This is a genomic window from Brevibacillus sp. HB1.4B, assembly GCF_013284285.1.
Taxonomy (GTDB): domain Bacteria; phylum Bacillota; class Bacilli; order Brevibacillales; family Brevibacillaceae; genus Brevibacillus; species Brevibacillus porteri.
The window spans coordinates 165,299-179,114 of the sequence record NZ_JABSUT010000013.1 but is presented as its reverse complement, the minus strand read 5'-3'; the positions used below and the strand labels follow the sequence as shown (position 1 = coordinate 179,114).

13 protein-coding genes are annotated in these 13,816 nt (G+C 48.8%); 4 read left to right on the top strand and 9 right to left on the bottom strand.

The annotated features are described in order from the left end of the window. Positions 1-57: 57 nt before the first annotated feature. Positions 58-1,224 (bottom strand): MFS transporter, encoded by a 1,167-nt coding sequence (locus HP398_RS26740; RefSeq protein WP_173624141.1) that lies wholly within the window; start codon positions 1,222-1,224, stop codon positions 58-60. Positions 1,225-1,381: 157 nt separating this feature from the next. On the opposite strand from HP398_RS26740, the gene HP398_RS26735 reads away from it, so the two are divergent. Continuing rightward, entirely contained in the window at positions 1,382-1,822 is a 441-nt protein-coding gene (locus HP398_RS26735; protein ID WP_026042942.1) for an Lrp/AsnC family transcriptional regulator, read from the top strand. Between the two features lie 78 nt (positions 1,823-1,900). On the opposite strand, the gene HP398_RS26730 is transcribed toward HP398_RS26735, so the two are convergent. The 8 genes from HP398_RS26730 to HP398_RS26695 form a co-directional block, all read right to left on the bottom strand. Continuing rightward, on the bottom strand, positions 1,901-2,932 hold the full coding sequence (locus tag HP398_RS26730) for a cytochrome d ubiquinol oxidase subunit II (RefSeq protein WP_173624140.1): 1,032 nt from the start codon (positions 2,930-2,932) through the stop codon (positions 1,901-1,903). Continuing rightward, entirely contained in the window at positions 2,929-4,263 is a 1,335-nt protein-coding gene (locus tag HP398_RS26725) for a cytochrome ubiquinol oxidase subunit I (RefSeq protein WP_020477513.1), read from the bottom strand. Before HP398_RS26725 ends, HP398_RS26730 begins: the two co-directional genes overlap by 4 nt. 156 nt (positions 4,264-4,419) lie before the next feature. After that, complete coding sequence (locus tag HP398_RS26720) at positions 4,420-5,046, bottom strand: FMN-dependent NADH-azoreductase (protein ID WP_173624139.1); 627 nt, start codon at positions 5,044-5,046, stop codon at positions 4,420-4,422. A gap of 58 nt (positions 5,047-5,104) precedes the next feature. Continuing rightward, positions 5,105-5,731 carry an FMN-dependent NADH-azoreductase gene (locus tag HP398_RS26715; RefSeq protein WP_173624138.1) on the bottom strand — a complete coding sequence of 209 codons (627 nt, stop codon included), beginning with the start codon at positions 5,729-5,731 and terminating at the stop codon, positions 5,105-5,107. A 205-nt stretch (positions 5,732-5,936) separates the two neighbouring features. Beyond that, positions 5,937-6,710, bottom strand: coding sequence for a pirin family protein (locus HP398_RS26710; protein ID WP_017247162.1), 774 nt, complete (start codon positions 6,708-6,710; stop codon positions 5,937-5,939). A gap of 54 nt (positions 6,711-6,764) precedes the next feature. Next, on the bottom strand, positions 6,765-7,151 hold the full coding sequence (locus HP398_RS26705; protein ID WP_017247163.1) for a DoxX family protein: 387 nt from the start codon (positions 7,149-7,151) through the stop codon (positions 6,765-6,767). Positions 7,152-7,226: 75 nt separating this feature from the next. Then, complete coding sequence (locus HP398_RS26700) at positions 7,227-7,853, bottom strand: FMN-dependent NADH-azoreductase (RefSeq protein ID WP_017247164.1); 627 nt, start codon at positions 7,851-7,853, stop codon at positions 7,227-7,229. Positions 7,854-7,988: 135 nt separating this feature from the next. Beyond that, a complete protein-coding gene (locus HP398_RS26695; protein WP_017247165.1) occupies positions 7,989-8,435 on the bottom strand; it encodes a MarR family winged helix-turn-helix transcriptional regulator in 447 nt (148 codons plus the stop codon). Positions 8,436-8,622: 187 nt separating this feature from the next. Here HP398_RS26695 and HP398_RS26690 point away from each other — a divergent pair, with 187 nt between their 5' ends. The 3 genes from HP398_RS26690 (at position 8,623) to HP398_RS26680 (ending at position 13,772) form a co-directional block, all read left to right on the top strand. Continuing rightward, positions 8,623-9,723 (top strand): carbohydrate kinase, encoded by a 1,101-nt coding sequence (locus HP398_RS26690; RefSeq protein WP_017247166.1) that lies wholly within the window; start codon positions 8,623-8,625, stop codon positions 9,721-9,723. Between the two features lie 3 nt (positions 9,724-9,726). Next, positions 9,727-10,653, top strand: a complete 927-nt coding sequence (locus tag HP398_RS26685) for a pseudouridine-5'-phosphate glycosidase (RefSeq protein ID WP_017247167.1) — start codon at positions 9,727-9,729, stop codon at positions 10,651-10,653. Between the two features lie 698 nt (positions 10,654-11,351). Further along, the gene (locus HP398_RS26680) at positions 11,352-13,772 is read left to right on the top strand and encodes a heavy metal translocating P-type ATPase (RefSeq protein ID WP_173624137.1); all 2,421 of its coding nucleotides are present in this window, start codon (positions 11,352-11,354) and stop codon (positions 13,770-13,772) included. Positions 13,773-13,816 lie beyond the last annotated feature (44 nt).

The window sequence follows — 13,816 nt, the reverse complement described above, 5'->3', positions numbered from 1 at the left end:
AAAGCCTTGGCGGGTTTTTCTTGTCTCCATAGCAATGGATGAAGGATCTTTACGTTTTTACGCTTGTAAGCTTTCCTGCCTTTTTTCCTGAGCAAACGAAGCCCACGCAAAGCCAAAGCCGACGAGAACGAGTAGGCCGCCGACCCAGCTGATGTGGACAATACCTGCATGGTCTACGATCACTCCACCAAGTCCTGCACCCAGCGCCAGCCCTAGCTGAAAAACCGAGGTGTTCATACTAAGGGCCACCTGCGAAGAGTGAGGGGACAGCGTGATCAAATAATACTGCTGGGCGGGAACGGTGGTTTGCACGGCAGCTACCCAGAACATAACAGTGATGATTGCCCACGTGAACAGTTGCGAAGACAGCGGCAGAATGAGCAAGATGGCAGCATGGAGAAGCAAGCTGACATACAGCGTGGGGCGAATCCCCCATTTGTCGGTGGAGACGCCTCCGATCCGCGAGCCAGCCACACTAGCGAGTCCTGCCAAGAAAAGCGTGGTGCTTACCCAAGCAGTCGTCATGGCGGAGGTGCTCTGTAGAAGCGGAGTAATGTAGGTATAGACAGTGGAATACCCTGTGACAAAAAACAAAGAGATAAATAGCGCATGGATCACCCGTTTGTTGCGGAGTGCTGCCAACTGTTTGCGTAGCGGGACGGCCTTTTCTCCTTGCTGCTTTGGTAAATAGGCCAAGATGGCGAAGAAGGGAATGAATGTCAGGACGGCAATGAGCGCGAAAACAGGGCGCCATCCCCAGATGTCTCCCAGCATGGTGCCAAGTGGAACCCCAAGCACGAGCGAGAGGCTGAAGCCCATGAGGATGATCGCGATGGAGCTGCCTTTTTTCTCTGGGGAGGCCATGTTAGCCGCTTGCGCGAGAGCTACCACGGTGTAGATGCCTCCGCAAAGCCCCAGCAGAATGCGGGATACCATCAATAGGGAGAAGCTTGGGCTTATGGATGCGAGCAGGTTTGCCACTATGAAAGAAAACAGCGTCCAAAGGATGAGTTTTTTGCGTTCTACTCCCGCGGTGAGCGCAATCAAGACCGGAGCACCAAAGGCAAAGGCCAGGGAAAAGGCGGTCACTAACTGACCAGCGAGGGAGAGGGGGACATGGGTGCCATCTGCGATCATGCCGATGATTCCAGTCACGATTGACTCAGCCGTGCCAATCATGAATTCTCCCAAGGCCAGCAATAGGATTAAATATTTTTTGGACAAGGTGGTTCACTCCTTGAGCTAACAAAATGGATGTAGTGACATTTTACGAAACGATTTCTATAATTTACATACATGAACCAAGGTGTTTACGATAAATGGCTTTCTATATACAAGTTATTTGGCAGGAGACACTTATGGATTTGAAAGGGTGATCTGCGTGGACCAAGTCGATTACAAAATCATTAGCTTGTTGCACGAAAATTCGCGGATACCATTCGCGGAGCTGGGGAGAATCATCGGGATGACGCAGCCTGCTGTGAAGGAGCGGGTCCGCCGTCTGGAGGAGCAGGGAATCATTATGGGCTACCACGCGTCGATCTCTCAGGAAAAGCTGGGCAAGCACACGACTGCTTTTGTCATGTTCCGCACCAAGCAATGTGCGGCGTTCATCGATTTCTGCAAGCAATCGCCGGAAGTGACGGACATGTACCGGATCAGTGGGGAGTACAACTACATGCTGAAAGTGGTAACAAGGTCGACGGAGGAATTGGTTGCCTTCTCGGAACGCACCGGAGATTTCGGCTTCTCCTATACGTTGATCGTGCTAACGGCGCCATTTGAGCAAAAAATGATGCTGGAGGAAGAGAAAATCTTCTGATTGTGCATCTGGTCGAACAAAAAAGAGGCTCCGCCGTATCAGGGCGAAGCCTCTTTACTTTTGCGTATAGCGAAATTGCTATTTTTGCCGTACATACTGCTCGTCCTTCATGAACAGACGCCAGAAATAAATAAAACCGGGTACGAGAATCGCAAAGCCGACCATATAACAAATGAACAGAGCGTGGAACGTATCCGGATGTGTAAAGCTGGACTCAATCGTCACTTGGGGATAGACGATGTAGGGGAGTCGCGCTGCACCGTACGCATAGCTGGCGAGCAGGTATTGCGTTGTGGCGACAATGACCGCAATCCGCGGAAGATGGATGCCGAAGTATCGACGGTCTTGGGGCAGCAAGAGAGTGATATAACTAATGAAAAAACAGACCGCCGATGCAATAAGCCACGGTAAATAGTCGAGCATGCGGTCATACAGCCATTTTGCCTCCAGTTGCATCGTGAGCACGGTAACCAATGCTGCAAGCAACGTAATGGGCCCCAGAAACACCGCATCCCGGCGGTAGACGGTGAAGGCTTGCTTTTCACCTGCGACAAAGGAGTAGTCCGCGAGAAGCAGCGATGAGAGGAAGAGCGTACTGCTGACAGCAAGACCAATGAAAGAATAGACGTGCGCGCTGGTTAAAAACAGTCCCCAATCGAGATACTCCACACCATTGATCGTTCGAGACAACCCGCCTTGTGTCACAGGAAGTACGCTGATTAATAGAGCCGGCACCAATATCCCGGTAACGCCAGAGACGATGCTGAGCATCTTGTCATACTTGTAAATCAGATGCGAAAACACCATAAACGTACTGCGAATCAGCATCAATAACACCACGAGGCAACCGGGAACCAGCAGCAGGCTCCCCAATGTGTAGGTCGCGCCAGGGAAAAAGGTGACGAGCGCGACAACTATTAACACGATAAAAACATTCACGACCTCCCAGGAGGGCGAGAGGTAGCGATTGGCGATTTGGGTGGCTTTGGTTTTTTCCCGATTCAAATAGATCATCGACCAAAATCCTGCACCGAAGTCGAAGGAGGCCGCGACGGAATAGATGACGACGAAAATCCAGAGCAGCGTAATGGCAATAATCGTGTCGGTCATGCCGTTCCTCCGTCCACTTTCGGCTGTTCTGGCGGATCGAGCTCCAAGGGGTGGCGGCCAAAATAGCTACGGAATACGAGCAGGGTGACGATCGCAAAAAATACGTACACCGAGAGGAAAATCCAGAACAGGGTAGAGATGCCTGCTGCTTGGGTAGCGGCATCTACTGTTTTCATTACACGATAAACCACCCACGGCTGGCGTCCTGTGCAGGCAAAAATCCAGCCGAATTCGATGCCTAACAAGGCGAGCGGTCCACTCGCGACAAATACCCAGAGAACCCACCGCGGAAACTGAGATCGTTTCAGGAGCTTCTTCCAAGCGAAGCCGATGAAACCAACAAAGATCAACAGGCTGCCGATGATGACCATCCCGTTAAACAGCGTATGGACGTAAAGTGGAGGCCACAGCTCCTGTGGAAAATCGTCCAGACCGACCACGACCTCGTCAAAGCGATTGGCTGCAAGGAAGCTGAGCGCCCATGGAATCTCGATGGCGTATTTGACTTCTTTTGTCTCGGGATCGGTAAAGCCACCAATCGCGAGTGGGGCGTATGCTTGTGTTTCAAACAGTCCTTCCGCAGCCGCCAGCTTTTCCGGCTGGTATTTATGCAAAAGCTGTGCGGATTCATGACCGTTCAAGGCGGTTAAAAGGGAAAAGGTGCCACCCACAATCAAGCCGGCCAAGAGTGCTTTTTGATGATACAAGTAAACCCGACTGCCTTTTTGGGCGCGCAGCATTTTCCACGCTGCTACACCAGCGACGATGAATGCCCCCGTCATATAAGCAGAGACAGTTACATGACCTGCCGTTACGATAAAGCTGGGATTGAAAAAAGCTTTCCACGGGTCCACGTCGACGATCTGCCCATCGACCATCCGGAACCCAGTTGGCGTGCCTTCAAAGGCGTGGACATTCGTAATCAGGATTGCGGAGGCCGTTGCACCAAGCAAAACCATGAACAAACTCAACAAACGCATGTTACGGGATAGGCGGTGAGCCGCGTAGACGTAGATGGACATAAATAAGGCTTCCACGAAGAAAGCGAATATTTCGATCTGAAACGGCAGCGAGATCACCCTGCCGACAATCTCCATGAACCCAGGCCATAACAGGGAAAGCTGGACCCCAGCAATCGTTCCGGACGGGATCGCGACACCTAGCAAGATCGCCTGGGCTTTTGTCCAGCGTTTGGCCATCATCTCGTAATCGCGGTCACGCGTCCGCCAAAAGAGGAGCTCTACCAGCAAGATCATGAGCGGGAGACCAACGCCCAAGGTCGCAAAAATAATGTGAAAGGCCATAGTCGTCCCGAATATGGCTCTGGTCATCACGATATCTTCCACGTTCAACGTCCTTTCTGATCAGCACCAAAAATTGTTAACGATTTCCTCGTTAATGTCCCATGAGGAGGCGGAGTTTATACGAAAAAGACCGTCACAAAAATGTGACGGTCGAGGATGACCAGTATCCAAGGGTGGCGGGCCTTAGAAGGTTTCCGCGAGTTTCGCTGCTTTTTCTACACCAGCTGCAGCGAGCTCAGCTGCTTTGTCCGGGAATTGGTGGTGGCCTTCTACGATTACTTCCGTTATATTGCTGACACCCCACATGCCTAACATGGCGCGAACGTATTTGTTTGCCATTTCCATGTCAGCCAAAGGGCCTTCGGAATAAACGCCACCGCGTGCGCTCAAGAGAGCCACTTTTTTGTCACCCATTAGACCAACTGATCCTTCTGGAGTGTACTTGAACATTTTACCTGGTTGGGAAAGGTAAGCAATGTAAGTTTGCAGAACAGCAGGAATTGTGAGGTTCCACAATGGGAAAGCGATAACAATTTTGTCTGCTTCTATAAACTGGTTCAAGTACTTGCTAATGAAGTCGACATCTTTTTGCTCTTCAGCAGTCATTTCGATACCTTTGCCTTCATTCAACATAACAGTGATCAAGTTATTTCCATAGTAAGGAAGGTTTTCCGCGAACAGATCTAACTCAGTAATTGTGTCATTTGGATGCGTTTGTCTATAGGTTTTCATAAAAGCTTCGTAAAGCTGAACACTTATAGCGTGCTCAACAGGACGATCATTTGCTTTGATAAAAAGTACGTTACTCATGAAAATTTCATCCTCTCTATTTTTGTCTATCAGCTTTGTATCAATGACGCGACGGTCCTTAGAAGGATTCCGCCAGTTTTGCTGCTTTTTCTACTCCAGCTGCAACAAGCTCAGTTGCTTTGTCTGAGAATTGGTGATGGCCTTCTACGATCACTTCCGTTATATCGCTAATACCCCAGTAGTTCAAAAGGGTCCGAACATATTTGTTTGCCATTTCCATGTCAGCCAAAGGGCCTTTGGAATAAACGCCACCGCGTGCGCTCAGCAGAGCCACTTTTTTGTCACCCATCAGACCAACTGAGCCTTCCGAAGTGTACTTGAACGCTCTGCCTGCTTGCGTGAGGTAAGCAAAGTAAGTTTGCAGAACAGCAGGAATTGTGAGGTTCCACAACGGAAATGCCATAACCACTTTGTCTGCTTTTTCAAACTGGTTCAAGTATTTGTTCACGAAGTCAGCATCTTTTTGCTCTTCAGCAGTCATTTCGATACCTTTGCCTGCTTTTCCCATAGCTGTGATCAATTCATTTCCATAGTAGGGAAGATTTTCAGCAAACAGATCCAACTCAGCGATTTCGTCATTCGGATGAGTTTCTTTGTACGTTTTCGCAAAAGCTTCGTACAACTGCAAACTTATAGCTTGCTCAACCGGGCGATTATTCGCCTTAATAAAAAGTACGGTACTCATAAAAATACTCATCTCCTATATTGTTTTGTTAGTTACTAACTTTTATTAATAAAATATTTGTTTTAAAGGTTATTACGTATCAGATCATTTGTCAATATTTTTTAACTAGCCGGAGTAGTGCATACCACTTTTTATACGAAAAAGACCGTCACAAAAATGTGACGGTCGGGCTTGATAATAAAATAAGGACGTTTGGAAGAATGGATTATTTACGATAGAGTGGATAATCAACCTCAGTTGGTACTTGAATCAACACCAGGCGGAGCGGAGCATCCGTTACTGCTTGGTAGATGGCTGTGTTGCCTTCCTCGGAGGAGAGAACGACAAAGTCACCTTTGGTTGCAACGGTTTGGTTCTCGCTGACAGTTGCTTTCTCTGCAACGCTCCCGTTTCCTTCCACTATGACGACTGCGTGAGCATAACCAGCCGGGAGTTCTTTTGCATACGATTTTCCAGCGGGAATCGTGATGTCGCTCATCAAGGAATCTGTGACCAACTGAATGGGCGCAGACGATCCGATGATGTGTTTCACTTTCACACCATCAACATCCTCAGACGGAAACTCCTCATGATCATACTGATGGTAAGTCGGAGGTTGCTTCGTCGTTTGTGCGAGATGCGGTTCAAACCAGATTTGAAACATTTCCGTATCCTTGCCAAGTTCTTCTGCATGGTACGCGCCAGACCCGGTTTGCATGATCTGCGCGCCGCCTGTCGACACCTCTTGAAGATTTCCGAGCGTGTCCCGATGTCCGACTGTCCCTGTGAGGACATACGACAAAATTTCAAAGCCGGAGTGAGGGTGCAGCGGAATTTCAAATGTCTTCAGTGATTTTGCCCATGCCCAGTAAAAAAGTGGTCCTACCCGTTTGACAACGGAGCCTTCATGAGGGAAGCCAATTGGTTTATTTTCTACGATTTCACCGTCGCCAAAATGTCCTTTTGCTTGCTCGTTCTGTGTGTAGACGCGGATTTCCATCTGATGTTCCTCCCTTAGTACGATTGCTGGCTTACGGGTTGTGAGGAGTCACCATTAAAACAAAACGTATGCGCCTGGACCGATCAACGCCACACCAATCACAACTGCGATTAACGTCAGGTTGTATTCGAATCCGTTTTGTGTGACCCAATATCCATTTTGACCGTGTACCTTCAGAATGGCAACCAGCATTGTGAAAGCAAGCAAAATAGAACTTGCCCAGATACCTACGCCTGCCGCAAACATCAGACCGCCAATGAGTTCAGAAAATCCAGCGACAAAGGCCATCGCTACGCCAGGTTTCACTCCAATAGACTCCAGCCAGCCGCCTGTTCCTTTCAAACCATAACCGCCAAACCAGCCAAACAGCTTCTGCGCACCATGACCTGCAAACGTCAAACCGATGACCAAACGAATCAATAACAATCCAGTATCCAACACTTTTCATCTCTCCTTAATTATTTTAAATTAGTATATCTTTAGTTTAAGATATTTGTCCAAAAAGGCTGGCGGGCCTTAGAAGGATTCCGCCAGTTTTGCTGCTTTTTCTACACCAGCTGCAACGATCTCAGCTGCTTTGTCTTGGAATTGGTTGTGACCTTCTACGATCACTTCCGTTACATTGCTGATGCCCCAGAAGCCCAGAACAGTGCGCATGTATTTGTTAGCCATTTCGATTTCAGCCATAGGGCCTTCGGAATAAACGCCACCGCGTGCGCTCAACAGAGCTACTTTTTTGTCGCCCATCAGACCAACTGGACCTTCAGCAGTGTATTTGAATGTTTTGCCTGCTTGGGAGAGGTAGTCTACATACGTGTGCAGAACTGCTGGAACCGCGAAGTTCCACATAGGGAATGCGATTACTACTTTGTCAGCATCAGCAAATTGGTTCAGGTATTTGTTTACCAGGTCAGCACCTTTTTGCTCTTCAGCAGTCAGTTCGATACCGTTTCCTGCTTTCCACATAGCAGTGAGCAAGTCATTGCCATAGTAAGGGAGGTTAGCTGCGAACAGATCCAATTCTGCGATTTCATCATTTGGATGTGTTTCTCTGTATGTTTTGGTGAAAGCTTCGTACAACTTTACACTTGTAGCCTGCTCAACTGGGCGATCGTTTGCTTTAATAAAAAGTACTTTACTCATGAAAATTTTATTCCCCTTCCATTTAGTAAGTCACTAACTTTTAATGTGTAAATCTTGATTTTAAGATTATTACGTTTAAGATCTTTTGTCAACACTTTTTTGAAACGATTGTGGTGGAGCGAGGGGACTGCTCATCTAATATGTAGCCTGAGCAGTGCGTCCCAACTTTTTTAGCAGTTCGATTGCTTGACGCTGTTCTTCTGGTGTGAGACCTTCCATCGCTTTCTCAATGGCGAGTTGATGAGGAGGGAAGATTTCGGACAAAAATTGGTGCCCTTTTTCCGTGAGCTCCGCATAAATGACGCGGCGGTCTGCCGAACAGGGTTTGCGAATGAGCAGTTGTTTCTTTTCTAGCTTATCTACAACGTAGGTGATGTTTCCGCTAGAGATTAATATTTTTTCGCCAATTTGCTGCAATGGTTGAGGACCTTTATGAAATAATACCTCTAGAACCCCGAATTCGGTTGGATTAAGTCCATGCTCGCGAATGTGACGATTGGAGTGAGCGGTAACCCAGTTGTATGACCTCGATAAAACTACAAAAAGATCGAGGGGATCATTTCGCAGTGGTTTGTCAGACATATGGACCCTCCTATTCATCGAAACTTCGATATCTTTAATTTAAGATAATCCTACCTCTCGTATTTACATTTGTCAAATTGAGATAAAAAATAAAATGAAAAACACGCCTGTACAAACAGTTGTCTTCGTGATAAACTTTTGTTTGTAAACAAGCTGTGAAAGCGAAACAGAAGAAAGGAGGATGACCGTGGAAAAAGACATGCAGATCCTTCATCATATCCGGCAAAATCCTTTTATCACGCAACAGGAGCTGGCTGATCTGATTGGCATCTCACGTTCAGCGGTAGCTGGCTACATTGCACAGTTGACCAAACGCGGGGAAATCAAAGGACGGGCTTATGTACTTCGTGATGAAGGAATGATTGCTTGTATCGGTGGGGCCAACCTGGACCGCAAAGCACGCGGCAAGCAACAGGTGCGTCTACAGTCATCCAATCCAGTAACGATTATGGAATCGTGTGGAGGGGTGGCACGGAATATCGCGGAGAACCTCGGTCGTCTTGGCTGCAATACGTCACTCATCACCAGCATTGGTGAGGACAAGGAAGGCGAATGGCTCTTGCAGGAGACGAAAAAGCACGGGGTACACATCAGCCAAGTGTGGAGACTGCCTACACAGCGGACAGGAACGTATACCGCTCTTCTCGATATTGATGGCGAGATGGTTGTTTCCTTGGCAAACATGGATATTTACGATGCTCTTACACCAGAGATGTTCGCGGAGAAGTGGTCGCACATTGCAGCAGCCCATGTGGTTTTCATCGATACAAACATTCCGGCGGACTGCTTGGCCTACATCATCGAACGTTGCCGGGAGGAAAACATCCTGCTCTTCGTTGACCCGGTCTCTTCCATTAAAGCTAAGAAGCTCCCACAGCAATTGGACGGAGTAGAAGCGATTTTGCCAAATCGCGAAGAAGCCGAGCTGATGGCTGGCATGAAGATCACGACGATCGAAGAATGCGCCGAGGCTTGCCGCAAGATCAGGGAACGAGGCGTCAAGCACGTCATCGTGACCTTGGGCGAAGAAGGAATTTACTATCAATCCGAGGACGTGGAGGAGCATATGTCTCCATACCCAACGGAAGTGGTAGATGTAACAGGTGCGGGAGATGCGTTCGCGTCGGGACTCTTGTATGGCATTGTAAACGGAGAGTCTTTCCAGAGAGCGTGCCGCCTTGGATTGGCAGCATCCGCTCTGACATTGCAAACAGAGCAGTCCGTATCTCCTCTATTAAAAGCAGAACAATTGGAACTGGCCGTAGAACAATTCGAAAAGGAGCGATAAGAGATGAAACAATATTTGACCTTTACTGAGGAAGTACGCCACGCACTGGAGAACAACCTGCCGGTAGTTGCGCTGGAGACGACGATTATTTCGCACGGTATGCCATATCCGCAAAACATTGAAATGGCAAAAGAAGTAGAGCAAATCATTCGCGACAACGGTGCCGTTCCAGCTACGATCGGGATCATGGACGGCAAAATCAAAATCGGTTTGACTGACAGCGAGCTGGAGGAGTTTGCGACGAACAAAAATGTAGCAAAAGTAAGCCGCCGCGACTTCGCTTACATTTTGGCTAGTGGTAAAATCGGTGCGACTACAGTAGCCGCTACCATGATCGCAGCTGAGATGGCTGGCATCCACATGTTTGCAACTGGCGGTATCGGCGGGGTACACCGTGAAGGTGAAATCACTTGGGACGTATCTGCTGACCTGACTGAGCTGGCGCAAACAGATGTAGCTGTAGTATGCGCAGGGGCGAAATCGATCCTCGATATCGGTCGCACACTCGAATATTTGGAAACGCAAGGTGTACCAGTTGTGGGCTACCGCACAGATGAATTCCCATCCTTCTTCGCTCGCGAAAGCGGATTTGGCGTAGACATGCGCATCGATACACCGGAAGAAGTTGGTAAGATGATGAACACCAAATGGGATCTGGGACTCAAAGGCGGTATGATTATCGCGAACCCAGTACCAGAATCTGATGCACTGAATCACCAGGAAATCGAGGCAGTGATCCAAAAAGCACTCGCAGAAGCAAAAGAAAACAACATTGCAGGTAAACAGGTAACGCCATTCATGCTCGATAAAGTGAAAAAGCTGACAGAAGGCAAGAGCTTGGCAACGAACATCGCGCTGGTGAAACACAATGCTGAAGTAGCTGCGAAAATCGCGGTAGCTTATCAGAAAGAAGCGAATCAAGGTAAATAAGAGAGAGCGAAGATCGAACAATTGCTCCCGGTTAATCCGGGGGCTTTTTTTGTTTTTTAGCGGCTGTAGTGGGGGAAGAAGCGCATTTCCGTCTACGCTTCGGCCTACGCCCCACAAGGGGTTGGACTGTCCTCTTCGGAATAAATGTCGGGAGCGCTTCAAAAGTAGAGTTTCGATGATGTATTCGCAGAGGTTGAAGCTGAAAACCCCCGCCATTTATTCCGAAGCTGGGTCGGGCTCCAGAGGCGCTAGGACTGGAAATGCGCTTCTTCCTGCGCAGCTGTGGTTAACATCTTGAAAGCTGTCTTAAGAGGGTTACTTAGAAGACTCTCTCCAATTCAAAAAATTATCTTGGTTGTAACTCCTCCGTACAAACTCGCATTATGGTTTAAAAGCGCGGCCAAAATCTTCGCTGTTAAGAAGTACTGCCATATGTTTGGAAGGAGACCGCCCGAACGCAGTGAGGAAAAAGGCGACTGGAAAACATGTGGCAGGGCTTCGTCCGGCACCAAGGATAGAGGACCAACCCCATCATTTTTCCCTGTGTTTTCAGCACGTAAAGCCCATTTAGAAAAAAATTGAAAAAAGTGCTTGATATACCCTGAGGGGGTATTGTATAGTAAGGGTGTGAACAGGAAACAACGTAAGGGAAACGATACGATAAAATATACCCCTTGAGGGTATTTGGAGGGATTAATATGAGTGCCAAAACAGCAGAGGCAACAGTCGCAATCTCAGGGATGACTTGCGCAGCTTGTGCACTGCGCATCGAAAAGGGCCTGGGAAAAATGGAGGGAGTGGAGACTGCCAACGTCAATCTGGCCTTGGAAAAATCCACAGTCGTGTTCGATCCATCGAAAACGAACATAGACGACATCCGCTCCAAAATTGAATCGCTCGGCTATGGTGTCGTCACTGACAAGGTGGAGCTAAACATCTCGGGAATGACATGTGCGGCTTGCTCCACACGGATCGAAAAAGGCTTGAACAAAACAGCTGGGGTTCTGAAGGCAAACGTGAACCTGGCGATGGAAACAGCCACTGTTGAGTACGATTCATCACAGGTAAGTGTGACGGACATTATTCAAAAGGTAGAAAAGCTAGGGTATCAGGCGGCTCGCAAGGAAGAAGGCAAAGAAGAAGAAAAAGTAGATCGTCGCCAGGAAGAAATCAAACGGCAGACCCGCAAGTTCTGGATTTCCGCGATTCTGTCGCTCCCGCTGCTCTGGTCGATGGTGAGCCACTTTTCCTTCACCTCGTTTATCTGGCTGCCTGAAATCTTGATGAATCCGTGGGTACAGCTCGCATTGGCAACACCGGTACAATTCATCATCGGAGCACAGTTTTACGTGGGAGCTTTCAAAGCCCTTCGCAACAAGAGTGCTAACATGGATGTGCTGGTTGCTCTCGGTACCTCAGCTGCTTATTTCTACAGTTTATGGGTCGCGATCAACTCCATCGGTGCTCATGGCGGCCATATGCTGGAGCTGTATTTTGAGACGAGTGCGGTACTGATCACGTTGATCGTCTTGGGTAAACTGTTTGAGATGAAAGCAAAGGGACGCTCTTCGGAAGCGATCCGCAAGCTGATGGGCTTGCAAGCAAAAATAGCAGTAGTCGTGCGGGATGGCGTCGAAATGACCATTCCTGTAGAAGAAGTGAGACTGGGCGACGTCGTTCACGTGAAGCCGGGCGACAAAGTACCTGTCGATGGCATCGTCATGGAAGGACAGTCCGCAGTGGATGAGTCCATGCTGACTGGTGAAAGTATTCCGGTGGATAAAGCCGCAGGCGATACCGTCATCGGCGCCACCTTGAACAAAAACGGCTTTTTGAAGGTCCAGGCAACCAAAGTCGGAAAAGAAACGGCTCTGGCGCAAATCATTAAAGTAGTGGAAGAAGCACAAGGAACAAAAGCACCGATTCAGCGCGTAGCTGACAGCATCTCGGGGATTTTTGTCCCAATCGTCGTAGGGATTGCCATTCTTACCTTCTTGATCTGGTACTTCTTCGTTATACCTGGCAATTTCGGTGAGGCTTTGGAAAAAGCAATTGCTGTACTCGTAATCGCTTGCCCGTGCGCCCTCGGTCTGGCAACACCGACCTCGATCATGGCGGGCTCTGGACGCGCAGCTGAGTTGGGTATCCTGTTCAAAGGCGGGGAGCATCTGGAGACTGCTCACCACCTGGATACGATCGTCCTCGATAAAACAGGGACTGTAACCAAAGGCGAGCCAGAACTGACAGACGTCATTACCATTGATATCGAAGAACAAGAGCTACTCTCTTTGGTCGGCGCCGCTGAGAAAAATTCCGAGCACCCATTGGCTCAAGCCATCGTTCGCGGAATTGCAGATAAAGGAATCACCTTGACGAATACAGATTCTTTTGAAGCCATTCCTGGTTTCGGTATCCAGGCAACCGTCGCTGGCAAAGAAGTACTCGTCGGTACCCGCCGCTTGCTGGAAAAACATCAAATTTCGTATCAAGCAGTGTCTGATACCATGCTGGCACTGGAGCGCTCCGGTAAAACGGCGATGCTCGCAGTCGTCGAAGGCAAGCTCGCTGGCTTGATTGCCGTAGCGGATACGATTAAACCGACCTCCAAGCAAGCTGTTCAACGCATGAAAGCAATGGGATTGACTGTGATCATGATGACCGGTGACAACCGTCAAACTGCTGAGGCCATTGCCCGTGAAGCAGGAATCGATCACGTCATCGCAGAAGTCCTGCCTGAAGGCAAGGCCGCAGAAGTGAAAAAACTGCAAGAACAAGGCAAAAAAGTTGCGATGGTCGGCGATGGTATCAACGATGCTCCTGCACTCGCTACCGCTGACGTCGGTATGGCAATCGGTACAGGTACAGATGTGGCTATGGAAGCAGCCGATATTACCTTGATGCGCGGCGAACTGACCAGTGTCGCAGACGCCATCGAGATGAGCAAACTCACCATCCGCAACATCAAGCAGAACCTGTTCTGGGCACTGGCCTACAACACCTTGGGCATCCCGATTGCCGCAATTGGCTTCCTCGCTCCATGGCTTGCCGGTGCTGCAATGGCCTTCAGCTCCGTATCCGTTGTACTCAACGCACTGAGACTGCAACGAGTGAAGCTGTAACAACAGTAACAAGCGGCTTTGTCCGCCTTACCTATACAACATAA

Coding starts and splice junctions, on each gene's coding strand:
- HP398_RS26730 (WP_173624140.1), bottom strand. CDS start 2,932: ATGACCGACACGATTATTGCCATTACGCTGCTCTGGATTTTCGTCGTC.
- HP398_RS26725 (WP_020477513.1), bottom strand. CDS start 4,263: ATGACCAGAGCCATATTCGGGACGACTATGGCCTTTCACATTATTTTT.
- HP398_RS26720 (WP_173624139.1), bottom strand. CDS start 5,046: ATGAGTAACGTACTTTTTATCAAAGCAAATGATCGTCCTGTTGAGCAC.
- HP398_RS26715 (WP_173624138.1), bottom strand. CDS start 5,731: ATGAGTACCGTACTTTTTATTAAGGCGAATAATCGCCCGGTTGAGCAA.
- HP398_RS26710 (WP_017247162.1), bottom strand. CDS start 6,710: ATGGAAATCCGCGTCTACACACAGAACGAGCAAGCAAAAGGACATTTT.
- HP398_RS26700 (WP_017247164.1), bottom strand. CDS start 7,853: ATGAGTAAAGTACTTTTTATTAAAGCAAACGATCGCCCAGTTGAGCAG.
- HP398_RS26695 (WP_017247165.1), bottom strand. CDS start 8,435: ATGTCTGACAAACCACTGCGAAATGATCCCCTCGATCTTTTTGTAGTT.
- HP398_RS26685 (WP_017247167.1), top strand. CDS start 9,727: ATGAAACAATATTTGACCTTTACTGAGGAAGTACGCCACGCACTGGAG.
- HP398_RS26680 (WP_173624137.1), top strand. CDS start 11,352: ATGAGTGCCAAAACAGCAGAGGCAACAGTCGCAATCTCAGGGATGACT.